General features: G+C 36.5%; 20 protein-coding genes. 1 reads left to right on the forward strand and 19 read right to left on the reverse strand.

Features of this window, described 5'->3' with window-relative positions:
• Positions 1-274 precede the first annotated feature (274 nt).
• From ACOEN1_RS11110 to ACOEN1_RS11125, 4 genes are read right to left on the reverse strand one after another with little or no spacing between them, the layout of a single operon-like run.
• A complete protein-coding gene (locus ACOEN1_RS11110) occupies positions 275-1,189 on the reverse strand; it encodes a bifunctional enoyl-CoA hydratase/phosphate acetyltransferase (protein WP_422486975.1) in 915 nt (304 codons plus the stop codon).
• 16 nt (positions 1,190-1,205) lie between these two features.
• On the reverse strand, positions 1,206-2,342 hold the full coding sequence (locus ACOEN1_RS11115; protein WP_422486976.1) for a tetratricopeptide repeat protein: 1,137 nt from the start codon (positions 2,340-2,342) through the stop codon (positions 1,206-1,208).
• Between the two features lie 12 nt (positions 2,343-2,354).
• Positions 2,355-3,104, reverse strand: a complete 750-nt coding sequence (locus ACOEN1_RS11120; RefSeq protein ID WP_422486977.1) for a hypothetical protein — start codon at positions 3,102-3,104, stop codon at positions 2,355-2,357.
• Positions 3,101-4,855, reverse strand: a complete 1,755-nt coding sequence (locus ACOEN1_RS11125) for a B12-binding domain-containing radical SAM protein (protein WP_422486978.1) — start codon at positions 4,853-4,855, stop codon at positions 3,101-3,103. Before ACOEN1_RS11125 ends, ACOEN1_RS11120 begins: the two co-directional genes overlap by 4 nt.
• A 145-nt stretch (positions 4,856-5,000) precedes the next feature.
• On the opposite strand from ACOEN1_RS11125, the gene ACOEN1_RS11130 reads away from it, so the two are divergent.
• Positions 5,001-5,216: a hypothetical protein gene (locus ACOEN1_RS11130; protein ID WP_422486979.1), complete on the forward strand. Its 216-nt coding sequence runs from the start codon at positions 5,001-5,003 to the stop codon at positions 5,214-5,216.
• Between the two features lie 24 nt (positions 5,217-5,240).
• Here ACOEN1_RS11130 and argS read toward each other — a convergent pair whose 3' ends face one another.
• The 15 genes from argS to hisS all read right to left on the reverse strand — a co-directional run bounded on the left by argS (position 5,241) and on the right by hisS (position 25,038).
• Positions 5,241-6,941, reverse strand: a complete 1,701-nt coding sequence (gene argS, locus ACOEN1_RS11135) for an arginine--tRNA ligase (protein ID WP_422486980.1) — start codon at positions 6,939-6,941, stop codon at positions 5,241-5,243.
• A 27-nt stretch (positions 6,942-6,968) separates the two neighbouring features.
• Complete coding sequence (locus ACOEN1_RS11140; RefSeq protein WP_422486981.1) at positions 6,969-9,350, reverse strand: endonuclease MutS2; 2,382 nt, start codon at positions 9,348-9,350, stop codon at positions 6,969-6,971.
• A 12-nt stretch (positions 9,351-9,362) separates the two neighbouring features.
• Positions 9,363-11,768 (reverse strand): DUF3656 domain-containing U32 family peptidase, encoded by a 2,406-nt coding sequence (locus ACOEN1_RS11145; RefSeq protein ID WP_422486982.1) that lies wholly within the window; start codon positions 11,766-11,768, stop codon positions 9,363-9,365.
• 15 nt (positions 11,769-11,783) lie between these two features.
• Positions 11,784-12,326, reverse strand: a complete 543-nt coding sequence (gene zapA / locus ACOEN1_RS11150) for a cell division protein ZapA (protein ID WP_422486983.1) — start codon at positions 12,324-12,326, stop codon at positions 11,784-11,786.
• 65 nt (positions 12,327-12,391) lie between these two features.
• Positions 12,392-14,785, reverse strand: a complete 2,394-nt coding sequence (gene pheT / locus ACOEN1_RS11155) for a phenylalanine--tRNA ligase subunit beta (RefSeq protein WP_422486984.1) — start codon at positions 14,783-14,785, stop codon at positions 12,392-12,394.
• Positions 14,786-14,799: 14 nt separating this feature from the next.
• Positions 14,800-15,822: a phenylalanine--tRNA ligase subunit alpha gene (pheS, locus tag ACOEN1_RS11160; RefSeq protein ID WP_422486985.1), complete on the reverse strand. Its 1,023-nt coding sequence runs from the start codon at positions 15,820-15,822 to the stop codon at positions 14,800-14,802.
• Positions 15,823-15,904: 82 nt separating this feature from the next.
• On the reverse strand, positions 15,905-16,693 hold the full coding sequence (locus tag ACOEN1_RS11165) for a TrmH family RNA methyltransferase (RefSeq protein ID WP_422486993.1): 789 nt from the start codon (positions 16,691-16,693) through the stop codon (positions 15,905-15,907).
• A 1-nt stretch (position 16,694) separates the two neighbouring features.
• Positions 16,695-17,351 (reverse strand): potassium channel family protein, encoded by a 657-nt coding sequence (locus ACOEN1_RS11170; RefSeq protein WP_422486986.1) that lies wholly within the window; start codon positions 17,349-17,351, stop codon positions 16,695-16,697.
• An 11-nt stretch (positions 17,352-17,362) separates the two neighbouring features.
• The gene (locus tag ACOEN1_RS11175) at positions 17,363-18,706 is read right to left on the reverse strand and encodes a TrkH family potassium uptake protein (RefSeq protein ID WP_422486987.1); all 1,344 of its coding nucleotides are present in this window, start codon (positions 18,704-18,706) and stop codon (positions 17,363-17,365) included.
• 72 nt (positions 18,707-18,778) lie between these two features.
• Complete coding sequence (gene rplT / locus ACOEN1_RS11180) at positions 18,779-19,129, reverse strand: 50S ribosomal protein L20 (protein WP_422486988.1); 351 nt, start codon at positions 19,127-19,129, stop codon at positions 18,779-18,781.
• A 31-nt stretch (positions 19,130-19,160) separates the two neighbouring features.
• Positions 19,161-19,352, reverse strand: a complete 192-nt coding sequence (rpmI, locus tag ACOEN1_RS11185) for a 50S ribosomal protein L35 (protein WP_422486989.1) — start codon at positions 19,350-19,352, stop codon at positions 19,161-19,163.
• Positions 19,353-19,370: 18 nt separating this feature from the next.
• The gene (gene infC, locus ACOEN1_RS11190) at positions 19,371-19,910 is read right to left on the reverse strand and encodes a translation initiation factor IF-3 (protein ID WP_422486994.1); all 540 of its coding nucleotides are present in this window, start codon (positions 19,908-19,910) and stop codon (positions 19,371-19,373) included.
• A 191-nt stretch (positions 19,911-20,101) separates the two neighbouring features.
• Positions 20,102-21,502 carry a dipeptidase PepV gene (gene pepV, locus ACOEN1_RS11195; protein ID WP_422486990.1) on the reverse strand — a complete coding sequence of 467 codons (1,401 nt, stop codon included), beginning with the start codon at positions 21,500-21,502 and terminating at the stop codon, positions 20,102-20,104.
• A 14-nt stretch (positions 21,503-21,516) separates the two neighbouring features.
• Positions 21,517-23,424 (reverse strand): threonine--tRNA ligase, encoded by a 1,908-nt coding sequence (gene thrS / locus ACOEN1_RS11200; protein WP_422486991.1) that lies wholly within the window; start codon positions 23,422-23,424, stop codon positions 21,517-21,519.
• Between the two features lie 303 nt (positions 23,425-23,727).
• The gene (gene hisS, locus ACOEN1_RS11205) at positions 23,728-25,038 is read right to left on the reverse strand and encodes a histidine--tRNA ligase (RefSeq protein ID WP_422486992.1); all 1,311 of its coding nucleotides are present in this window, start codon (positions 25,036-25,038) and stop codon (positions 23,728-23,730) included.
• Positions 25,039-25,137: the final 99 nt, after the last annotated feature.

The raw sequence follows: 25,137 nt of genomic DNA on the forward strand, positions 1-25,137 counted from the left end.
ATTATTTGTTTTTAAAAAATTGATTCTTGGTTTATTCAAAGTTCTCACAACTGTTTAGTTATCTAGGTTCATTGTCGTCCTCTCTCGAGGCGACTTGATTAGTATACCATGTATACTAATCCTGCGTCAACATCTTTTTTGAAGTTTTTTGAGTGCTTCATTTATTTGTTTTGCTGACTTTTTAAATATTACCATCTTTCGAGTATAAAGTCAACGGTTTTTTACAACCAATTTATAGTATTTAAAACAGATACATTGTTGACAAATGTCATTTTTAAGCCATTTTGTTAGTATATCGTGATATCATGTTTCCAAGTGCAATTGAGAATAACTTGGTATCTTTATCATCTGCCCTTGATACCAAAACAACCGGAGCTTTTGCCCCCATGATTATACCTGCTGATTTACCATTTGCTAAGTATGTTATTGCCTTACCGATTCCATTGCCCATCTCGATGTTTGGAACAAGCAATATATCAGCATTACCCACCACTAGATTGTCTATCTTTTTAATCTTTGCAGCTTCTTTTGAAACTGCCAGATCCAGTGCCAGAGGACCTTCGACAATTACATCATCCCCAAACAAACCTGCTTTGGACATCTTTTTAAGTTCATCTGCATCAACAGTTGCCTGCATCTTTGGGTTTACTTTTTCCTTTGCTGCCAAAGCAGCTACTTTAACATTAAGGCAACCCATAGCTTTGGCTACGGTGACGCTGTTATCAATAATTTTCTTTTTCTCATCCAGAGATGGATTTAAATTCATACCTCCATCTGTTAGATAAAGTAGTTTGTGATATGTTTCTACATCGTATACCATTACATGACTTAAAAGGCTATCAGTTCTTAGCCCCCAATCTTTATTCAAAACAGCTTTTAGCAATATGGAAGTATCAACCAACCCTTTCATTATGAAGTCGGCTTTTCCTTCACTTACCATTCTCACTCCGATTTCAGCCGCTGCTGAAATATCAGTCTCATCTATAAACTCAAATCCTGATATATCTAAGTTGAGTCTTTCAGCAATATCCTCGGTTTCTCTCTTGGACCCTATAAGAACTGGCTCACTTATTCCAAGTCTAGAGCTTTCTACAACAGCCTCCAACACATCTTCATCCTGGCATGCTACTACAGCAAGTCTCATTTTCTCTCCTTTTACAGATAAAAGATCCTGTAATCTCTCTATCATATATATTCCTCCTCGTTTATTGTTCCTTTTTGAATCTATCAATTGCATTCAACTGAGCCTTTACATTTTCATCTTCTGGATCCAGCTTATGTGCCTTGTATACATCATCATATCCCTTGTCTATTTCTCCAAGGTTAAGATAGCCAAGTCCTCTGTTAAAAAAGAGTCTATAGTCATCGTGAATGCCAGCCTCTATACCTTCTGTAAAAATATCTATCGCTTTTTCTATATCATTATCATTGAAATATGATATTCCAAGCTCATTATAAACTTCAGCTACTGTTGGATCACTATCCATGGCAGCATAAAAATAATCCATAGCCATCTGGTTGTCGCCATATCCCCTATACGCCATTCCTAGAAGGTAGTTAGCATACCAGTTTTTACTGTGTTTAGGCATAAGTTTGGATAACACTTCTATGGACTTTTCATAGTTCATATTATTCATATATGTCAACCCAAGTTCTACTCTGTAATCTGAGTCAATCAAATCAAGTTCTTGTCGTATTTCTTGTCTTCTATTCTCGTCTGGATCATAGATTAAAACCTTATCCCAGGTTAGTTTAGCTTTTACATACTGTTCATAGAACTTATAGTGATATCCCAGTTTATAATATGCAGGATAGTATTCTCTATCTTCGTCCAGTAATTCTTCAAGTATTGCTGTTGACTCCTCCAGGAACTCATTACCCTCATCAATTTTTTCTTCTTCAATTCTTTTTTTGCCCATAGCTTCAAGAACCATAGCATAATAAAGCATACCTTCTTTGCTACCATACATATTGTTGTATGCTCTGAAAAAAAGACCACTTTCTGTATAATCATCATTTTCAAATGCTAAAATTGCTCTCTTGAACAATTCCTTTTCAATATCGGGATTATATGCTTCGAGAATCCGACTGTAGTAATCATGGTATTTAAAGTGCTGGTCAGCTCCCATTAGATAAAGTATCCCTTCAATAACTCTTTCCAATGTAATTCCTTGTTCACTGTCTACCTTGCTTAACTCACTTAAAAGTTTCTCAGTTACCACCGGCAATGGTATGGATTGATCCAAATCAAACCCATGAATTGTAAAGTCTCTCTCATCTTTAAGTTGTACAAAGCTCACAGACTCTGTTTTATCTCTGAAATATTTTTCTCCTACTGACATATGATTCCTCCTTTAAAGCTTTCTCATAAACATTCTTTTCCTTAATGTAGTTGTGCTAAGCAGTTTAAACAGATGCCCTCTGTATATCATTACTGCTGAAAGAAAAACACTTCCCAAAAGATACATTATTATTGATAGAATAGAACTGCTGAAAGACAACCCTCTAAATGGATTAAGACCACCATTGAATATCCCACCTGTAACAAAGTAAAGAATAATCATAAATAATCCGTTGGGTAGTATCCAGTTCAACCAGTTTTCTTTCATAAATTCAATACAATACAAGATGGTTTGAAGTGAATCTCTTTCCTTGATATATAATGATTCAGGCAATGGATTTAAAACTACTAATGCTGCGATCCCAATAATTAGTATAATTGCAACTGCAAATGTTCCAATGATGCTTGATAATAAATTCAATACTAAGTTTACAAGATAGAAGATGAAAAGAACTCCGTATACTTTCCTAATAAAATAAGTGAAACCATATTTTATGTCTTTCCACCTGAACCTGTTATAAACAACTACATTATGCAGTACAAATAAATAGCTGGAAATTATTGCACTCTCAATTAGTGCGTAAATAATACCCAACAAGAATCCAAGACCAGACAATAGATTAAAAACTACAATTCCTGCCACCAAACTCAGTATTGAATACACTACGCCCATTAACAATACCTCTGGGTTTCTTGTCAACGTATTCTTGGATTTTGATAAAATCTCCTTGTTTACAAGTAAAATATCACTAATTACATTCATTCAGTCAACTCCTCCGCATAGCTAGAAATATTATAAGTTTTACATCTTTCCAAAACTCCATCTTTGTAGTTGAACAAAACTAAAGTTTTTTGTTTATTGCTTTTTTTCCTATACCCACTGTTAATAATTTCATATAGATCATGTTTAAATTCTTGAATTTTTACTTTCTTTAATAGTTTTTTTGTTGTTATGTCCATATATTCGGGCAAAATCTCTGATAATAATGCTTTTGACTTCAACAACTCATGGCTCCTGGTCATATCAAAACCATTTCCAATATTGAAGTATTCTGGCAATGGTTTCCCCTTATTGTTCTGAAGATAATCAAATGCAAGTAATTCAATGAAAATTTCAAATTGATCATAAGACTGTTTCTTGTAATAGTCCATTAAAATCTCATAAAGGCGATCCTTGCTATGTGATAGGTCATACAAACCTTGCTCTTTCCAGAATTTCATTAGATCCTCAAAAAATCTAAACGGACTTGGAAATTGATTTTGAAGAATATACTCAATGCTGTGCTTAAAGTATTCTTCGTTATAATATTTTTCTACCAACTCCTCAATTCCTTTTAATGCTATAACATCATCGTAACTAATCCACTTGGATTTCATAACTTCATAAGGAGCTTTGTCAATTAGTCCATATCCATATTCTTCCCTCAGGTTTCTAAGAGCAGAACCTTTTAACAATTTCAAAAACCCGAGCTGAATCTTTTCAGGTCTAAGTTGGAATATATGATCAAAAGATACGCCAAATCTATGATAATCTTCATACGGAAGTCCGGCGATCAGGTCCAAATGCTGATGAATATTTTTACTTTGTCTGATTGTCCTAGTAACCTTGGCAAGTCTTTCAAAATCTGTATTTCTACCAATAGCTTCTATCGTCTTCGGATTTGTTGACTGAACACCTATTTCAAACTGAAACAACCCTTCCTTGATATCCTTGAAAAATTCTAGTTGTTCATTGTCAATCAGATGGGCTGTTACTTCAAAATGAAAATTTATTCCAACAGGATTTCTTTCGATGATATGACTCATAATGGCCTGGGAAAAATCCTTGTTTGCATTGAAGGTACGGTCTACAAACTTAACCTGTTTAACCCCGACATCAATAAGATTGTCCAAATCTCTCTTTACTCTGTCAAGGTTCATGTACCTTACGCCCCTTATGGTTGATGATAGACAAAATGCACAGTTAAAAGGGCACCCCCTCGAACTTTCATAATATACTATTTTATTTTTGAATTCATCCCCTATGGACTCATATGGAGAAGGGATGCTGTTTATGTCTTTTATCAACGTCCTGGGAGAATTGATTAGTATCTTGTCGCCTTCTCTGAATGCGAGACCTTCTATACTTTCCAGATTTTTCTTAATTAGCAGTTCCCTAAAAGTCTCCTCACCTTCTCCATAGACTATATAGTCTATGTATGGATGACTAGTAAGAAGTTCCTCCATGTCATATGAAACCTCCGGTCCTCCCAACAATATCTTTGTCTGTGGGCTTACAAGCTTTAATCTTTCGCATATTTCAAGAGTCTCATCAATATTCCAAATATATGTTGAAAATCCTACCAATTTAGGCTTTAGTTCATAAATCTTTGAAGCTATATCTCCAAGGTTCTGATTAATTGTGTATTCTTCAATTTGAATATCCTCTATATCCTTGACATACTCCCTCAAATATCTTAAGGCCAAGTTTGAGTGTATGAATTTAGAATTCAGCGTTGTTAGTATAACTGACATTATAATCTCCCTTTCTGTTCTGGTCACCATTATTATTTTACCCTAAAAATCACAGTAAGGCCAATAATTATTAGGATTAATTCTATTGAATAATTCTTTGAAAAGTACTAGAATGTATATTAGAACTAATGAAAGGGGACATAAAATGAAGCACTTTGATTTCGACAAAATATCAATTCAAGAAATGTCAAAGGATGATATGTTACTAATAATAGAAGCTCTTGAATACACTGGCAAGGCCAACAATATCGATGATTTTCTTCAGTTAAGAGAAAATATTCTGATAGAACTATCCTCACTTGCTGAACTTTCACAAGATCAGTTCCTTGATTACTTGAAAGAAGAGACCTTATCATTTTGATAAGGTCTCTTCTTTTTTTTATTATTACATCTTGTTAGGAGCGTCTATGCCCAACAATCCAAGACCTGTTTTAATTACAGTCTTGGTAGAATACACCAATGCGAGTCGTGCTTTCTTTGCTTCCTCATCATCTGTTATAATCTGAGTGCTGTTATAGAATGTATTGAAAGCTTTTGCAATTTCTACAATTTGTCTAGTTATATAGAATGGTTCATTCTTCTCCATGGCATCCACCACAATGTTTGGAAAGTCATATAGCATTCGAATTATATTTGTTTCGTCATCACTCGTTAGCTTTTCAAGGTTAATTTTATCTTCAAGATCAAAATTTCCTTTTTCAAGCAATGAGTTAGCTCTTGCATGTGTGTATTGTACATAGGGTCCTGTTTCTCCCTCAAAGCTAAGAGTCCTATCCCAATTAAATGTATAGTCTTTTATTCTTTGATTAAACAATTCCTGGAATAGAATTGCTCCAATTCCCACTTGCTTGGCAACAAGTTCCTTATTTTCAAGATTTGGGTTTCTTTCTTCAATTATATTCTTAGTACTTTCAATAGCCTTGTTTAAAACATCCTCAAGGAATACAACCCTTCCCTTTCTTGTTGACAAGGTTCCATCTTCCAAGCTCACCATTCCGAATGGTATGTGAATACAATCCTTTGCCCACTCGTGACCCATCAGTTCAACAATCTTAATCCAAGCTTTGAAATGTAAATTCTGTTGAGATGCAACGACATACAGGTTTTTATGAAAGTCGTAATGTTTTTTTCTATAGAGTGCTGCTGCAATATCTCTTGTTGTGTAAAGAGTTGAGCCGTCTTTTTTCATAATTAGAGCAGGTGGCATTCCGTATTCTTCCAGATCAACAATCAATGCTCCTTCTGATTCCTTGACAATACCCTTTTCCTTCATTTCTTCCAGAACTGTTGGCATTTTGTCTGAATAAAAGCTTTCACCTGCGTAGGAATCAAACTTAATATTTAACATGTCATATACTCTGTTAAACTCCTTAAGACTTATTTCTCTGATCCACTGCCATAATTCCATAGCCTCTGGATTCTTGTTTTCAAGTGCTTTAAACCAATATCTGGCTTCATCCTTAAGTTCAGGTTTATCTTCTGCTTCATCGTTAAATCTTACATAGAGCTTTAAAAGCTCAGAGATTGGATTCTCTTCAATTACTTTACGATCTCCCCACTTTTTGTAAGCTGAGATAAGCATTCCAAATTGAGTCCCATAATCTCCTAGATGGTTGATTGTAATTGTATCAAATCCTAAAAATTCATATATCTTTGCAAGAGAATTGCCTATTACTGTGGTTCTAATGTGACCAATGTGAAATGGTTTTGCGATATTCGGAGAAGAAAACTCCACAATAACCTTCTTACCTTCTCCCATATCTGACGAACCATATTTTTCTTTTTGATCCATAATCTCTGAAATAACATCTTCAGCAAGTTTTGCTCTGTTTATAAAAAAATTCACATATGGTCCTTGATTCTGAACTTTTTCGAAAAACTTATTCTCACTGATACTAGCTGCCAGTTCTTCTGCGATTGCATTAGGTGATTTTCTGTATTCCTTAGCTAGCCTGAAAGTTGGAAATGCATAATCACCCATATCATAAGATGGCGGTGTTTCAATAAGACTTTCAATCTCATCCTGACTTAAACTTTCGACTTTTTCATCTAGTAATTCCACTACCACGTTCTTGAAACTAATCATATTTATTCCTCCCATTAAATATCGTAATCAACTGTTTTTCAATTCTACCACAGTTACTCCGTCGCCGCCTTCTCCATACTTTCCTAACCTCTGGGATTTGACTAGTCTGTGATTTTTTAAATAGGATTTCACACCATCCCTTAGGGCACCGGTTCCTTTGCCGTGAATTATATAAACTTCCTTAAGTCCAGATATAAATGCATCATCCAAATACTTGTCTAGCTCAAAGGTACCTTCTTCAATGTTTCTACCTCTCAGGTCCAACTCCGACTTGATAGCCTTGGTTTTTCTGGTATTAACAGATTTGCTCTTCTCCATCGATGTAGTCTGCTCATTGCCTTCTGCTCTTCTCAGAGTAGAGAGAGATACATTTACCTTCATTATTCCAATCTGCACTTCAACATTACCTTTATCATCAGGAGGAGTAACAACTGTTCCCTGCTGGTTTAAAGAAAGTACTTCTACAGTTTCACCTGCTTTAAGGTTCATGGGAGGTTTCTTTGATTTTATCTCTTTAATCCCCGTACTCGCTTGAGCTTCTTTTTCTCTAATTTCCTTCCGAAGCATGTCCTGGGCTTCCTGGAGTCTTCGACCTTTATCTCTGTCAATTTCACTGGATATGCTTTTTAATTCATCTATTATCAGATCCGCATTATCTTTAGCGTTTCTTACAATCTGCCTTGCTTCCTCTTTGGCCCTTTGCAAAATCTTTTCACGCAATTCTTCAGTCTTTCCCTTTTCATTCTGCAGCTGTTCCCTTAACTTTTGTATGTCAAGTTTTAATCTTTCAGCTTCAGTCTTATTCTCTTCAGCTATTTTTCTGTCTCTATCCATTGCCTGAAGTACATCTTCAAACTCAATATTTTCCTTTGTAAGTAATTCTCTGGCCCTATCTACGATATAATCTTGTAGTCCCAATCTCTTGGAAATTTCAAATGCATTTGATTTACCCGGAACCCCTATTAGAAGCTTATAGGTGGGGCTTAACGTTTCTACATCAAATTCAACGGATGCATTTCTTACGTAGTCTGTTGTCAATGCATAAATCTTTAGCTGACTGTAATGAGTAGTTGCCAAGGTTCTTATTCCCATGGTTCTGAGATGATCAAGAATTGACATGGCAAGTGCAGCACCCTCAGTTGGGTCAGTTCCAGCTCCCAGTTCATCAAAAAGAACAAGACTGCTTTCATTTACCTCATCTAGAATATCAACTATATTGGTCATATGAGATGAGAATGTTGAAAGACTTTGTTCAATGCTTTGTTCGTCTCCAATATCTGCAAAAACCTTCTTGAACAATGACAATTCAGAATTAAAGTCTGCTGGAATATGAAGACCACTTTGTCCCATGAGAGTGAAAAGACCAACTGTCTTTAAAGTTACAGTTTTTCCTCCGGTGTTAGGTCCTGTAATTATTAAAGTGTTAAATTGATCCCCTAGATATACATCGATTGGAACAACATCTTTTCCAAGTAAAGGATGTCTACCTTTTTTAATGTTGAGATACCCATTCTCGTTAAATACAGGTTTAGTTGCATTCATTGTCAAAGCAAGTTTTCCTTTTGCGAACACAAAATCAAGTCTGGAAAGCAACAACTCATTGCTCCTTATTCCTTCTGCATCTTCACCAACCATCCCTGTCAGCTCCATAAGGATTCTTTCAATTTCTTCTCTTTCCTTGATTTCAAGTTCCTTTAGCTGGTTGTTCAACTCCACAACAGCCATAGGTTCAATGAAAGCAGTAGCTCCACTTGAGGAAACATCGTGAACCAATCCTGGCACACTGCCTCGATTTTCCTGCTTAACTGGTATAACATACCTTCCTTCTCGCATTGTGACAATTGCATCCTGAAGAAATTTTCTATGTGTTGAAGAATTGATTATACTGTTCAATTTGTCCTTAATTCCATCATTCTTTCCGCGAATCTGTCTTCTGATATTTCTTAAAGTGGTACTGGCATTATCCGAAATCTCATCTTCACTTATTATTGCATTACTGATTGAATTCTCAAGATCTTTAAACACACCAAGATTTTGAATCATATCTCCAATAATCTTGTAGTTTTCTACTGTCTCTTCTCTTGTGTCTCTCATGTAATTCTTAAGTGCTCTGGAAACTCTTAGACCTTCACCTATTCTTAATAGAGCTCCGGGATGTAACATACCCCCGAGTTCCGCACGCTTGACATCATCCCTTACTTTATAAATGCCAAAAAGTGGAGGATTCCCTCTTTTCATAAGCAGGGTCAATGCCTCCTGAGTCTCGCTCTGTGAGAATTTGACTTCATTTGAATCCGTTGAGGGCATAAGATCTTTAGCAATGCTTTTCCCAGGAGTCGATTCTGCTTTTTCTATAAGCATCTCCCTGATTTTATAAAATTCAAGTACGTTTAAGCTTTTATGATTCAAAAAATCACCTCGTTAAAGGACACCTCTAAAAAAATGTCCATTTGTCACTTCAGTCTTGGCCTTATAATCATTCACAAAATTTACTACTGTATTCTTGTCAATTATACCATTAAGATAATCATAGTAAAGCTCTTGAATGCCCCTGACATCATCTTCAAAGGTAAAGTCCAGCCTAAAGGATGTAATACCTGCTCTTGATACTTCTTCAAGTCTGTCCAATACCATAACAGGTACTGAGTTAAAGATTGTTGTAAATCCTTCTCCTCTAACCATTCTGAAATTCTTGTTCATTCGATCCTTAAGCATATATCCATTAGCATATGAACATCTCTTACAGCCACTATCATCCTTACATCCTTTAAGATATGCCATCGGACAATTTCTAGATATCATAACAGGCAAATATCCATATACTATTGCTTCTACACCTCCACCCGTCCTATCTGTAATCTCCCTTATCTGGCCCAGATTAAGCTCTGGTGAAAGAGTCAATCCATTTACTCCAATTTTTCTGAAGTAATCCAATGTATAAGAGTTGAAAACATTCAGCCCAATATCTCCATGTATCGTTAAACTAAACTTGTTCTTTAGAAACTCTACAGTACCAATATTTGAAGCAGAAACTCCGTCCAATAGTGTAAGACTGGTGTTTATTGTTGATTCAAGTATTTCTAAGTCATCTTTATATAGAATTTTATCCGACCAGTAGAATGCCTCAATATTATTATTCTTAAGAATATTTATATTATCCTTTAGACTTTCATTGAAACCAAGGTAGACTCTATCAACTTTTTTAAGATTTATTTGGTCAAACTGTTTTTGACTACTAACCCTTACAGTCAACATTTTCTTATCCTTGAGTAGTTTATTAAAACTCATTGCACTGGCTTTCTTATACTTGTAATCAATTATAGATTCTTTTTCAAAGCCTGAAACTACTTTTCCTGAAAGCCTCTCCACTGCATTCCTTCTAAGAGTATTAATTCCCTTAACTGTAATAAATGAATTATCATCCATATCTATTTCTAGACTATCCATAGAGAAAACCGTATTCCCAAGTTTTGCCAACTGTTCACTAATTCTTTCAACTGAAATTGGAGACTTCTCAGCAGTCTCGACAACATTATCCCCTGTAGCCGTTTCAGAAAATTCCATAAAAGCGACATTAAGAATAGGTTTCTCTCCGATTTTCAACCTGATTTTCATGGATAATGGAAGGTTTTTATCATTATTAATATATGATTTCTTAGCATTCTCCAATAGTTCAGCACTGGATGTCTTTCTCAAAGGTGATCCTTCTGGCGCAGGGTCCTTGATTCTCCCAATCCAAATCTTCTCTCCTTTTTGCCCTGAGAATTGAGCTTTTGTTCCTGATCGATCCTTGTGATAAGTATCCCACTCTAGTCCATCACCTATATTAACATTCTCAGATAACAATACCTGTATCTTATTCTTATCTGATGCAATAACTTTTCCTATTACTCGTCCTCTATTGTCTGGCCTTTCAACAGAAACGAAGTCATTTCCAAAATCACCAAAAGTATGTCCTTTTGTAAATTCCCTGTTAAAAATCTGTTCAACATTGACTCTTTCTCCTTGTGTCAAGGAGTCACTTCCACAGTCAATAACCTTTCTGTATGCACTTACTACAGTAGCAACATATTCAGGTCTTTTCATTCTTCCTTCAATCTTAAATGATTTTACTCCTGCATTTATCAATTTACCGATTTCATCCAAGGTATTTAGGTCCCTGGTACTTAGGTAATGCCCTTTGTCAAGATTGCCTGCAATTTTACCCTTGGCATCAATCATGTTATACTCCATCCTGCAAGGCTGAGCGCATGTTCCTCTGTTTCCACTTCTTCCCCCGATAAGGCTACTCATTAGGCATTGCCCTGAATAGGAAAAACACAATGCACCGTGGATAAATACCTCAAGTTCTATATCACTGTTTTTTTTAATCCTTAAGATCTCTTTGTATGGTACTTCTCTTGCAAGAACAACTCTTGTAAATCCAATTTTCTCAAGATGTAATGCACCTTCAAGATTATTGATGGTCATCTGAGTACTCGCATGAATCTGAAGTTCTGGAAATATTTCTCTTACACTAGATGCAAAGCCAATATCCTGAACTATTATTCCGTCAATTCCAATTTCATACAGATATTTCACGTAGTCAAGAGCATCTGATATTTCTTTGTCATCAAGTAAAATATTCACTGTAACAAAAACTGATACCCCTCTCAAATGAGCATAAGAAACTGCCTCCATTAATTCTTCATATTCGAAGTTGGAGGCATATTGCCTTGCATTGAACAACTTACCACCCAAGTATACCGCATCTGCACCATTCATGACGGCAGCTTCAAGGGCTTCCATACTCCCAACGGGAGCCAATAATTCCAATTTATTATTCAAAGATTCCCCTCCTGATCAATTCTCATCAAGAAGCTCAAGTGTTTCCTTAAGTTGCTTCTTAAGTTCCACAATTTCCATCTGAGTTTTAAAATGCTTATCTTTGTATTCCTTTAGGTCAGTGTGGCACTTATGTATCTCTTGGTCCTTCTCTTTTATACCTTCCCTTAACTCATTGATTTCACCAAATAATTCTTCTTTTGATAGCTTGGTTTTGATTACTTCGTCTTGGTACTCCAGGTTTTTTGATTCCATTTCCCTGATCTTGGCATTAGCTTCCTGTACTTCCTTCTTTAGAGAGTCGTATTTTTCAAGAGGTTCTTTCGATTTCTTCCTAAGTTCCTTGTGTTCCTCCTGAAGTTTGAAAAGCTCATCCGCAACATTAAATGCTGTCAATGTTGCCGCCATGGTTGGACTAAGCCTTTCATTTTTACTTGACATCTTTTTGATACTGCTGTCGACATAAGCCGCCAGCTCTCTTACATATCTCTCATTTTCGGCACCTACAACTGTAAAGTTACGACCATCGATTAATACATTGATTTTTCTTTTTTCTGTCATAACCAACCTCCTCAAAACAGTACAGTATACTCTTTCAACTCTCAAAAATGGAAACACTCAACCCTTTAGCTTCGAAGTTTAGCGTCAAATTTGCTCTCAAGGTCTGCGATAATCTTATTCTGAATATCATTGACGACAGAATCAGTTAAAGTTCCTTCATATGATCTGTAGACTATTGAGAATGCAACACTTTTTTTATTTTTCTCAACTTGATTACCTCTATATATATCAAAGAGTTCTATTGACTCTACAAGATTCTTCCCGTGTGAACGTATAACCTTTTCTATTTCTCCAACCATAACTTCCTCATCAACTACCACTGCAATATCTCTGCTCATAGAAGGATATTTTGGCAGAGGTCTGTATTTTATATCCAGGTCAGTCAGCTCTACAATCTTGTCAAAATCAATTGTTGCAATATATGATCTTTTCTTTAATTCATAATTGTTTGCAACATCTGGGTGTACTTCTCCAAAAATCCCTAACTTCACATCGTCTGAATAAACTATAGCAGTCCTTCCAGGATGAAATGAAGGATTGTCCTCTTCTCTTTCATAGCTAAGGTTCTTAACTCCAAGTCTTTCAAAAACTGTTTCCAGAGTCTCTTTCATAAAATAAAAATCCTTCTGACCATAAAAACCAATTGACAGTACTTGCTTTTCATCCGGTAAATCGACTACTGGCAATGATTTTGGAATGAAAGCATAACCTATCTCATATGCAAGTACCTCGTCAATACCTTTGTTTTCATTTCGTCCAAGCAAATCCATCATATTTGACATTAAAGTTGTACGCATTGTACTGTAATCTTCGCCTAGTGGGTTCATAAGTCTGATGTATTTTCGCTCAGGAGCCTCTTCAGGTAAATTCAACATGTCATAAGCCTTGGGACTGATAAATGAATATGTCATAACCTCATTATAACCAATTCCCTGAAGTATTGACTTAACTCTTGATTCAATTTGCTTGTTGTAAGGTTTTTCACCTCTTGTAAGAGCACCGGTAAGAGGCTTGCTCTCAATATTGTGGAATCCATATAATCTACCTGCTTCCTCAATTAAATCAGCTTCAACCTTTACATCATCTCTAAATGATGGAACTTCAGCTACAATACTGCCATCTTTTTTTGTTGTCTTGAATTGTAACCTTTCAAGATAATCTACAATGTCATCATCAGGTATGTCAACACCCAGAAGTTTTCGTGCTCTTTCAGGTCTTAATACAATTGTGTGTAGACTTGCACTCGTATGGTTAACGTCAATTACTCCATTTACTACTGTACCCGCTCCTGTCTCCTCAATAAGCTCACAAACGCGTTCAACAGACTGGCTGCATAGGTTGGGGTCAATTCCTTTCTCAAATCTTGTGGATGCCTCAGATCTCAACGCCAATTTTTTCGATGTAAGCCTGACATGTCTTGGGCTGAAGTTAGCACCTTCAAGAAGTACCGTTTTTGTATTGGCTGTAATTTCGCTATCGAGACCTCCCATGATACCTGCCAGTCCGATTGCAATATTCTCATCTGCGATTACTATATCATTTTCATCCAAAGTTCTTTCCACATCATCAAGTGTAGTTAGTTTTTCGCCTTTATCTGCCTGTCTTACTATGATTTTCCTGCCACCCAGTCTGTCCAGATCGAATGCATGCAATGGCTCACCAAGTTCAAGCATTACATAGTTTGTTATGTCAACCATATTATTTACAGGTCTAACTCCTGCATTCATAAGAGTAGTTTGAATCCATAGTGGTGATGGTTTTATCACTACGTCCTTGACAACCCTGGAATAATATCTCCTACAGGCCTCTGTTTTAACCTCAATACCATTGGTATAGCTATTAATCTCATCTACTTCGTTGTCTAGACTTACTTCAGGTTCCTGTAATTTCCCCTTGAATGTTGCAGATGCCTCTCTTGCCATGCCGTATATGCTTAAGCAATCCGGTCTATTTGGTGTTATTTCAAACTCAATAACATCATCATTCAATTGCATCAATGGAACTACATTGTCTCCAAGAGGATATTCCTTGTCAAAAACAAATATTCCATCTTTCATTTCCTTGGGTATCACATTGTCAGTGTATCCCAGTTCTTTCAGTGAACACAACATTCCTTGTGATTCAATTCCTCTGAAATCAGTTGTTCCAATATCAATATTTCCTGGAAGAGTTGCTCCAGGCAGAGCTACAGGTACATAATCCCCCTCTCTTAGGTTTTTTGCTCCTGTTACTACATTATAAATCCCATCTCCTGCATCAATCGTGCAAACCAATAGTTTGTCAGCGTTTGGATGAATTTCAATCTTCTCAATTTTTCCAACAACTACGTTCTCAATACCTTTATTCATGCTCGTTATGGATTCTACATGTGATCCAGAATAGGTCAATCCATCAGATATCTCTTTTGATGAGATATTCAGATCAACATAGTTTTTTAGCCAATTTACTGGTAATAACATTCTCTCAATACCCCCTAGAATTGTTCAAGAAATCTATTGTCATTTTCAAACAGCAGTCTAATATCATTAATTCCATACTTGACCATTGTAATTCGATCAATTCCCATACCAAAAGCAAATCCTGTGTACTTTTCAGAATCAATTCCACAGTTCTCAAGCACTTGTGGATGTACCATTCCACAACCTAAAAGTTCCATGCTCCAACCTGTGAAATTACACACCGGACAACCTTCTCCTCTACACTTTATACAAGTCACATCAACCTCTGCACTTGGCTCAGTAAAAGGAAAATGATGTGGACGATATCTGGTTTTCATATCTTCTCCAAAAAGCTCTTTTATGAATATATCCAAAGTGTGAATAAGATTTGCCATTGAAATATTCTCATCAACAACAAGTCCCTCCAGTTGATGAAACATTGGTGAATGAGTATCATCAACATCATCAAAACGGAATGTTCTTCCTGCTGATACAATTCTTAAAGGTGCACCATACTTCTTCATGGATCTTATCTGAACGGGTGATGTATGAGTTCTCAATAGCAACTCGTCATTTATATAAAATGTATCTGAGAGGTCTCTGGAAGGATGGTTGTCAGGTGAGTTCAGTGCATCGAAGTTATTCTCTACAGTTTCGATTTCTGGTCCTGTTACAACTGAAAAACCCATTGATATAAAAAGATCTTCCAACTCTTCCGCTGTTTGAATAAGAGGATGTCTGTGACCTCTTTTTATTTCTTTTGTCTTAACGGTTATATCTATGGTTTCAGAAGCAATCCTCTGTTCTTTGGCCTTCTCTCTGAGTATCTCTTTTGTTTCATTGATTTTATTCTCAAGATCAGCCCTCACCTCATTTGCCATCTGTCCAACCACAGGTCTCATTTCAGCTGAAAGCTTACCCATATCTCTTAGAATTTTAGTTATTTCTCCCTTTTTCCCTAGAAACTTCACTCGTAATTCCTCAAGTTCATTTAAATCTATATTATCCTGTATCTCCTTGAAGGCAGCATCCCTCAAGGCTTCCAATCTCTCCTTCATAGTGGACTCCTTTCAAATTTATTTATATCTAATATTTCAGATTATTTACTAAATTATAGCACCACAATGGCGAAAACTCAACCTATTTAATCATTTGTCGACTACTCTCATACATTAGAATCGATGCTGCAACACCCGCATTGAGGGATTCAGCATCTCCTTTCATAGGTATAATAACTCTAACATCAGATCTTTCAATAATATCAAACGACACTCCATTGCCCTCATTACCTACAACTATAACATCCTTGCAGCTGAATTTAAGATCATTTAGAGAAGTTGCATCCTTAAGAGAAGTGGCAATAATTCTTCTTTCCCTAAATATATCTTCAAAATAACCAGCATGGTTTTTTTCAAAGTATAATGAGACCCTAAATATTGACCCCATTGTAGCTCTTACAACTTTTGGATTGTATGGGTCTACACATTTATTACCTATCACTATTCCGCGAATACCAAATGCATCCGCCGATCTTATTATGGTCCCCATGTTACCAGGATCCTGGAGTCCATCCAGATATAGAATAAGGCCATCACTGGGAAGAAGCTCTAAGCCCAGGGGATTAAATGCTACTATGCCAATTATTCCTTGGGAGTTCTCCACATTGGAAATAGTGTCAAAAAGTGTTTGAGGCAAGTAGACTATCTCATTTAAATTTTTTATTCTATTATAAAGCATTTCTCCTTGCTCGGTATTCTTCAATGAATCTGTAAGGATAATTCTCAGCAAAGAAGCTTTGCTTTCGAGTGCTTCCTCAATCAATTTGATCCCTTCAATAATAAATTTAGAACCATCCCACCGATTTTTCCTTCTCTCCAATGATTTTATTTCCTTAATTAATGGATTATTACTTGAAGTGATTTTTTGCATATTACTCACCTGCTTCTTCAGCTATTACATTTATAGCATCAGCTGCTCCCAGTGCAACTAAAATATCCCCTTTCTGGATCTGATATTTAGGTCCAGGAGAAACAGTAACCGCTTCCTCTCTTTTTACAGCCATAATTGTTACACGATACTTGTTTCTAAGCTTCAATTCTTCAAGTGTCTTGTTATGCCATCTAGGAATAGCTTCAATCTCGAGAATACTGTAATCAGGTGAAAGTTCTATATAATCTACAATACTTTTTGATGTCAGATTGTGTGCGACCCTTACTCCCATATCACGTTCTGGAAATACTACTTTATCAGCTCCGATTTTTTTTAGAACTTTTCCATGTAGTTCTGACTGGGCCTTTGCAACTATCTTATCAACACCAAGCTCCTTAACAATCAATGTCGCCATTATTGAGGCTTGCAGATCAGTTCCTATACTTACAACTACAACATCAAAATTACTGAGGCCAAGTTCCATTAACACTCCCTCATCCATTACATCAGCCTGTATGGCATGAGTAACATAACCAGAAATATTATCAATAACGTCCATATTCCCATCTATTGCCAATACTTCATTCCCAAGTTCATACAGGGTCTTTGCCACTGCAGAACCAAATCTACCGCATCCAATTATTGCAAAAGACTTCATCTGATTTCCTCCTATCCAACTGATATATGTCCTTCTGAATATCTGTATCTCTTATGCTTTTTATTATAGCCTATTGCATAAGCCATTGTAAGTGGCCCAACCCTTCCTGCATACATTGTACCTATTATTATGATTTTTCCTAATTTTGACAACTCAGGAGTAACACCTCTTGACAATCCCACGGTTCCAAATGCCGATGTTGCTTCAAAAAGAAGGTCCATAAATGTACCGCTCTCTGTAATAGTTAGTAAAAAAGATATTAATACAATCATTCCCATACCTACTGTTACAATTGCAAGGGACTTAAATATTGTCTCCTGTTTAAGTCTTTTTTCGTACATCTCAATATCTTTGTCACCTCTTATTATGCTAATTGTAGCCATAAGAACAACTCCAATCGTAGCGGTCTTAACACCACCAGCAGTAGATCCAGGAGCTCCACCTATAAACATAAGGATAATCGTAACAAAAACGCTGCTTTCTCTTAAAGCTGCAGTATCAATTGAGTTAAATCCAGCAGTTCTTGGAACAACAGAAGCAAAAAACGCAGATGATAGTTTTTCCCAAAGAGGCATTTCACCAATAGTTAAGGGATTTGAATATTCAAGTATGAAAATGAAAATCGTTCCTATAAGTAATAGCACTACAGACATTGTAATAACTAATTTTGAATGTAAACTGAATCGCTTCCATTTTCTTACTCTAAAAATATCATTTAGTACTGCAAACCCAGTTCCTCCGATTATGATCAATACACTTAATGTAAAAATGGTTAATGGTGAATCTGCGTAAGACATAAAACTGTTACCAGTTATATCAAATCCAGCATTACAGAAGGCTGATACGGAGTGAAATATTGAAAACCAAATGCCTTTTGCTATCCCATATTCAGGTACAAATTTAAATGACAGAAGTATTGCACCTACTGCTTCAATACTGAAAGTCATTAGTATAACGTATAGAGTAAGCCGTACCATACCAGACATGGTTTTCTGATTCATCTGCTCCTTGATAATCAGTCTTTCTTTTAGGGAAATTTTCTTACCCATTATTAAAGCTACCATTGTAGCCATGGTCATTATTCCAAGGCCACCCATTTGAATCAGCAATAATATCACTACTTTACCAAACATGGACCAATACTCAGCTGTGTTGACAACAATCAAACCTGTAACGCAAACCGCCGATGCTGAAGTAAAAAGAGCATCCAGCATCCCTATGCTTTCACCATCAGCTGAAGCTATCGGTAGGTTCAATAATAATGTACCAATCAAAATCAATCCTAGAAATCCCATAGCAAGGACTCTAGGTGGATTTAGTTCAAATAAATACAACTTTTCTTTTATGTATGACATGACAGTCCTCCATTAAATTAGTAGATAGACAGCCTATAAATGCAAAAAAAGTTCCTAATGGAACTTTTGCATTTATGCTTCCTTTGCTATTTCTACCAGTTTGGCAAATCCTTCTGAGTCATGGATAGCCATTTCTGAAAGCATTTTTCTGTTTACTTCGATTCCTGATTTTTTAAGCCCGTTTATGAACTTGCTGTAGCTCATGCCATTTTGTCTTGTAGCTGCATTGATTCTGGCAATCCACATTTTTCTAAACTCTCTCTTCCTTTGTTTACGGCCGATGAAAGCATAGTTAAGTGACTTCATAACAGCTTGGTTAGCTGGTCTGAAAATCTTGCTTTTTGCACCATAATATCCTTTTGCAGCTTTTAATACTTTTTTATGCCTTTTTTTGGCATTAACGCCTCTTTTTACTCTTGCCATTGTAAACGCCTCCTATATAAGTTTCTCAACACTATGGTAGCATTGAATCGATTCTTTTTTGGTCTCCCTTGCTTACGTATGCACCTTTTCTTAAATTTCTTACTCTCTTAGGTGATTTTTTACCTGTTTTATGACTCTTAAAAGCTTTGAATCTCTTTAAAAGTCCTGAAGCAGTTCTCTTGAATCTCTTTGCTGAGCCTCTATGTGTTTTCATCTTTCCCATTGTTCAATTCCTCCTAACTTAGTCTGCTTTGGGCATGAGGAACATTACCATGTTTCTACCCTCAAGCTTAGCTTCTTTTTCAATTTTCCCAACTTCACTTGTCAGTTGAGCGAATTCATCCAATACTTCTCTTCCCATTTCAGTATGGCCCATTTCTCTACCTCTGAACCTAACTGAAACCTTAACCTTATCGCCATCTTTTAAAAAGTCGATTGCTCGGGTTGCTTTAACATTCAAGTCATGAGTTTCGATATTGGGTGTTAACCTTATTTCTTTTATGTTGATAATCTTTTGATTCTTTCTGGCTTCTTTTTCTTTCTTGGCCATTTCATACTTGTATTTGCCGTAATCCATTATTCTACATACTGCAGGTTTTGCAGTAGGAGCAACATTTACCAAATCAAGTCTTCTCTCAAAAGCAATATCCATCGCCTTTTTAAGTGGCACTACACCTAGCTGACTACCATCCACATCAATAAGCCTAACTTCTCTTTCCCTTATCTCTTCGTTGATTTGAAGTTCTTTAATAATCCTACACCTCCTGTGTTTTAAAAAAATACATTAAAAAAAGCGGACATAGAAATGTCCGCTTAAATACCATCGCATGGTAACTCTTGTGCCCTTAAAAGCACAAGATAACTTTGTCAACCCTATGAGCCGCAGCTATAAGGTGAGAAGCGGAACTTCTACTTGAATTATATATTCAATTCCTTAATCATTATATGACATCATCAAGTGTTTGTCAAACATTAATGTTTTGCAAGTTCAAACAATGCATGAGCATATATTTCAGTAAGCTTTATAATGTTATCAATTGATATGTGCTCATCCTTTTGATGTGCTAATTCCTCTTGACCAGGAAATACTGGTCCGAAGGCAACAGCATTCTTCATTGCTCTGGCATAAGTTCCACCACCAATTGTTATAGGCTCTGAATCCATATCTCCAGTCTGTTCTCTATAAACCTTCATCAAGGTCTTGACCAATTCGTTATCCTTGGAAACATACAGAGGTCTTGAGTCAATTGAGCCTTCAACCAGTTCAATCGGTGTCTCTTTTATGCTTTCTCTTATCCCGCTGAAAACTTCTTCAGCCGAGCTGCTTATTGGATATCTAACATTGACAGACAGTATTATATCTTTGCCGTCATAGCTTATCAATCCAGGATTAAAATCCAATTTTCCAGACAACTCGTCTTCCAGACCACATCCTACATCTTCGCCGTGGTGCTTAAATGCAATTCTCTCATTGTAAAAATTTATGAATCTACAAACAGGACATTGTCCTGAGTAAATATATCCCAGAAAGCCTATGAGGTAGCTTATTGCATTCTCACCTTTGGCAGGAGTACTGCCATGGGCAGATATGCCTAATGCGGTCACATTAAAACCTTCTTCAGTCTCTTCAATGGAAATTTTATGATCTTTTCCGACCAAATATTTATCATATTGCGATATGAATAGTTCTTTGTCTGCTACCTTCAATTTTGACCATGCTTTGTCAGGAACCATATTTGTAGCATTTCCTCCTTTGATATCAAGAAGTGTAATATCACAACCTGTTGTCCCTGCGTATGGAAACTTAAAATCAAAACCAATTATGCCCTTTTCGCCATGGATTACAGGAAAATCAGCATCAGGTGTAAAAGCCATTGTAGGTGGTTCTTCATTTTTAAAGTAGTGTTTCATGCACTCCCATCTACTCTCCTCGTTAGCTCCAAGGATAAGCCGGATTCTTCTGTCAGGTACAAAACCGATATCTTTTAAAGCCTTCATTGCATACAGTGCTATGACTGCAGGTCCTTTGTCATCCATTGTACCTCTACCATAGATTCTACCGTTGTGAATCTCTCCTCCAAACGGAGGATAGGTCCACCCATCTCCTTCTGGAACGACATCCACATGAGCAAGTACGCCAACTGTTTCATCACCATCACCGAAGTCAATATGACCTGCATAACCGTCAAAATTCTTTGTTTTGAATCCCATGTTTTCACCCAATTTCAGCATATAAACCAAAGCGTTATAAGGTCCTTGACCAAATGGTTTGCCTTCAACTGGTGTTTCTTCTACAGACTTTATTTTAATGGATTCCTGAATGGATTTGATAATCTCAGGCTCCAGATTCCTAATGGTCTCTTTAAACTCCATTGCGCACCTCCGGATTACTTGGCTTTCGTCTCAATTTCCTCAATAAGCTGTTCAACAAATGCTTCTATACCCATTTGGCCCATGTCTCCCTGATCTCTCTTTCTTACTGAAACCAGTCTATCCTCAACCTCTTTTTCACCAACTATTAGCATATATGGTAGTTTCTGCATTTGAGCTTCACGAATCTTGTAACCAATTTTCTCCGCTCTTTCATCAACCTCCACACGAATTCCTTTTTCTTCAAGGAGTCTTGCCACTTCATTTGCATAATCATTGAACTTATCTGATATTGGAAGTACTGTTGCCTGAACTGGTGCAATCCATACAGGGAACTTACCTGCAAAGTGTTCTATAAGAATGCCCATAAATCTTTCCATGCTTCCCAGAATGGTTCTGTGTACCATTACAGGCCTCTTTTTCTCATTATCCTGGTCAATATATGTCAGGTCAAATCTTTCAGGCATTTGGAAGTCCAGCTGGATAGTACCACATTGCCAAGTTCTACCTATTGCATCTTCAAGATGGAAATCTATTTTAGGTCCGTAGAATGCTCCATCACCCTCGTTGATTTTGAATGGAATATTCTTTTCTTCCAATGCTTCCCTTAAACTTTCAGTCGCGAGATTCCATTGTTCCTCTGTGCCCATTGAATTTTCTGGTCTAGTGGAAAGTTCAATATTATACTTGAATCCAAATACATCATATATATAATCAGCAAGGTCAATTGTCTTTTTCAGTTCATCCTTAACCTGTGATGGAAGCATGTATAAATGTGCATCATCCTGAGTAAAGCTTCTTACTCTCATGAGGCCGTGTAACGCTCCTGACAACTCATGACGATGCACGAGACCCAACTCTCCCCACCTCAACGGAAGATCCCTGTAGCTGTACATCCTGGACTTGTAGACAAGTATGGATCCTGGACAGTTCATAGGTTTAATTGCATAAGCACCTTCATCTATCGAAGTAAAGTACATATTTTCCTTGTAATGATCCCAGTGGCCAGACTGATGCCAAAGTTGCTCCTTTAAAATCAGAGGAGTTTTTATTTCACCATATCCCCTTTTGGTATGCTCTTCTCTCCAGAAGCTTTCCAGTATGTTTCTAATTATCATGCCTTTTGGATGGAAGAATGGGAAGCCTGGTCCTTCATCTTGCATACTGAAAAGATCAAGCTCTTTACCCAGTTTTCTATGGTCTCTCTTCTTTGCTTCTTCCAATCTATTTAAATACTCTTCAAGGTCCTTCTTTTTTTCGTAAGTTGTTCCATATATTCTTTGAAGCATCTTGTTGTTTTCATCACCACGCCAGTAAGCTCCTGCAATGCTCATCAGTTTAATGGCCTTTACTTTCTTTGTGTCGTAAAGATGTGGTCCTGCACAAAGATCTGTAAACTCACCAAGTTTATAAAAGGAGATTATTTCATCTTCAGGCAATTTCTCTATAAGGTCTACCTTGTATTCCTCGCCCCTCTCCTTAAAGAACTTGAGTGCATCATTTCTCGGCATTTCAAATCTTTCAAGAACGTGCCCTTCCTTAACTACCTTTTTCATTTCCTCTTCAATCTTTTCCAAATCTTCTGGTGTGAATCTGTGATCTGTATCAAAATCGTAATAGAATCCATTATCTATTGCAGGTCCAATTGCAAATTTCACATCAGGGAATAAATTTTGTACTGCATGAGCCATTATATGAGCTGAAGTATGCCAGAATATTTTTTTTCCTTCCAGGTCTTCAAATTTCACTACCCTGAAGTCTGCATCCTCATTGATGGATTCCTGCATTCCCATAGTCTTTCCGTTTACAACTGCTCCCATTGCCACTCTTGCTAATCCTTCAGAAATATCAGCAGTTATATCATATGCCTTTACACCTTTTTCGTACTCTCTTACTGAACCATCAGGTAAAGTAATCTTAATCATATTTTTCCCTCCTTAAAAAAATAAGGCCCTTCATACCTACATCGCTGTAGGGACGAAAGACCGTGGTTCCACCCTAATTTATACTCATTTTAAATAACGCCTTTATAGCGGTTACCTTCTCAGGTACGGCTCAGGGGTGGTCTTCAGTAAACTTCCTTGAAGAGAACTTCCAGACTTGGTTCTCTCTCTCTGCCAATTACAGTTATCTTACTCTTCCCATCTATGCCATTGCTATTTAATTAGATAAATTTTAACAATTATGTTCCCCATTGTCAAGTTATTATTGTTTATACCACAGATGGTCTACTTCAAAACCTCAATCAAACCATCTTTGTCGTACTTATTCTGTTCACCTGACTTCATATCTCTAAGTGTATATTCGCCACTTTTCTTTTCTTCTTCACCAATGACGATTACATATGGTATCCCCATCTTATCCGCATAACCAAATTTCTTTCCTAATTTTGTCTCTTCAAGGTATATCTGAGTGAAAATGTCATTATTTCTCATGTCAGCAGCCAGTTTAATGGACTCATCCATATATCCTTCCATAGGTATAACAAGAACCTTTGTCAGTGAACTCTCCTGGGTATTAATTATTCCAGCTTCCATCAACTGATAAAACAACCTCGTCAGTCCTATTGAAATCCCAACACCTGGTAACTTCTGTTTTGTATAATATGTTGCCAGATCGTCGTACCTTCCACCTGAACATACACTACCTATTGTTGGATACTCATCCAAATAGGTTTCATATACTGTTCCAGTATAATAATCGAGGCCCCTGGCTATCCTTAAATCAACTGCAAAATTTGATTCGGGAACTCCAAATAATCTCAAGTACTTGATTACAGTACCAATTTCATCCAGACCTTCCTTGAAAACATCATCTTCAATTCTTAGCTCTTCCAACAACTTCAGGATTTCATCATTATCGCCATCTATTGAAATAAATCTCTTGATTGACTCTACCTGTTTTTGTGTTATACCGTTTGACTCAAGCTCTTCTTCTATTTTTTCCATGCCAATCTTCTCAAGTTTATCAACAGTGCGTAAAACTATTTGAGCATCTTCAACACCTATTGAATTGAAAAAACCAGATAGTATTTTTCTGTTATTTATCCTAATGGTAAACTCCTCAAAGCCTAGATCCTTGAAAGTAGAGTATATAACACTTGGTATTTCAGCATCGTTTATTATATCAAGTTTTCCGTTTCCGATGATGTCTATGTCGGCTTGATAAAACTCTCTGAACCTTCCTTTTTGATTTCTTTCACCTCTATATACTTTTCCAATGTGATATCTTCTATAAGGGAAATTTAACTCTGAATAATGTTGTGCAACATACCTTGCCAATGGTACTGTAAGGTCAAATCTCATTGACATATCAGTGCTCCCTTTGACAACCTTGTAAATCTGTTTTTCAGTCTCTCCCCCACCTTTTGCGAGAAGAACTTCTGATTTTTCAATAACTGGTGTATCAATTGGTAAAAATCCAAATTTCTCATAGTTTTTTCTGATTGTATCCATCATTCTGTTAAATAGAATCTGGTCCGGAGGATTCAATTCCATAAATCCAGGTAATATTGATGGTTTTACTATATCATTTCCCATATTTACCTCCCCGATAATGTTAATATATCTTTAATAATACCACTAATCACTTAATATTAAAAGCTTCCAATAGATAGACTTTTTATGAATTCCCAGTTA

The organism is Gudongella sp. DL1XJH-153 (assembly GCF_049310905.1).
GTDB lineage: Bacteria > Bacillota > Clostridia > Tissierellales > Tissierellaceae > Gudongella.

Coding starts and splice junctions, on each gene's coding strand:
- pheS (WP_422486985.1), bottom strand. CDS start 15,822: ATGAAGGAGAGATTGGAAGCCTTGAGGGATGCTGCCTTCAAGGAGATA.
- argS (WP_422486980.1), bottom strand. CDS start 6,941: ATGATTAGTTTCAAGAACGTGGTAGTGGAATTACTAGATGAAAAAGTC.
- ACOEN1_RS11110 (WP_422486975.1), bottom strand. CDS start 1,189: ATGATAGAGAGATTACAGGATCTTTTATCTGTAAAAGGAGAGAAAATG.
- pheT (WP_422486984.1), bottom strand. CDS start 14,785: ATGTTATTACCAGTAAATTGGCTAAAAAACTATGTTGATCTGAATATC.
- rpmI (WP_422486989.1), bottom strand. CDS start 19,352: ATGGGAAAGATGAAAACACATAGAGGCTCAGCAAAGAGATTCAAGAGA.
- hisS (WP_422486992.1), bottom strand. CDS start 25,038: ATGGGAAATGATATAGTAAAACCATCAATATTACCTGGATTTATGGAA.
- ACOEN1_RS11175 (WP_422486987.1), bottom strand. CDS start 18,706: ATGTCATACATAAAAGAAAAGTTGTATTTATTTGAACTAAATCCACCT.
- rplT (WP_422486988.1), bottom strand. CDS start 19,129: ATGGCAAGAGTAAAAAGAGGCGTTAATGCCAAAAAAAGGCATAAAAAA.
- ACOEN1_RS11170 (WP_422486986.1), bottom strand. CDS start 17,351: ATGAAGTCTTTTGCAATAATTGGATGCGGTAGATTTGGTTCTGCAGTG.
- ACOEN1_RS11130 (WP_422486979.1), top strand. CDS start 5,001: ATGAAGCACTTTGATTTCGACAAAATATCAATTCAAGAAATGTCAAAG.
- ACOEN1_RS11115 (WP_422486976.1), bottom strand. CDS start 2,342: ATGTCAGTAGGAGAAAAATATTTCAGAGATAAAACAGAGTCTGTGAGC.
- ACOEN1_RS11120 (WP_422486977.1), bottom strand. CDS start 3,104: ATGAATGTAATTAGTGATATTTTACTTGTAAACAAGGAGATTTTATCA.
- ACOEN1_RS11125 (WP_422486978.1), bottom strand. CDS start 4,855: ATGTCAGTTATACTAACAACGCTGAATTCTAAATTCATACACTCAAAC.
- zapA (WP_422486983.1), bottom strand. CDS start 12,326: ATGACAGAAAAAAGAAAAATCAATGTATTAATCGATGGTCGTAACTTT.
- ACOEN1_RS11165 (WP_422486993.1), bottom strand. CDS start 16,693: ATGCAAAAAATCACTTCAAGTAATAATCCATTAATTAAGGAAATAAAA.
- thrS (WP_422486991.1), bottom strand. CDS start 23,424: ATGATTAAGATTACTTTACCTGATGGTTCAGTAAGAGAGTACGAAAAA.
- pepV (WP_422486990.1), bottom strand. CDS start 21,502: ATGGAGTTTAAAGAGACCATTAGGAATCTGGAGCCTGAGATTATCAAA.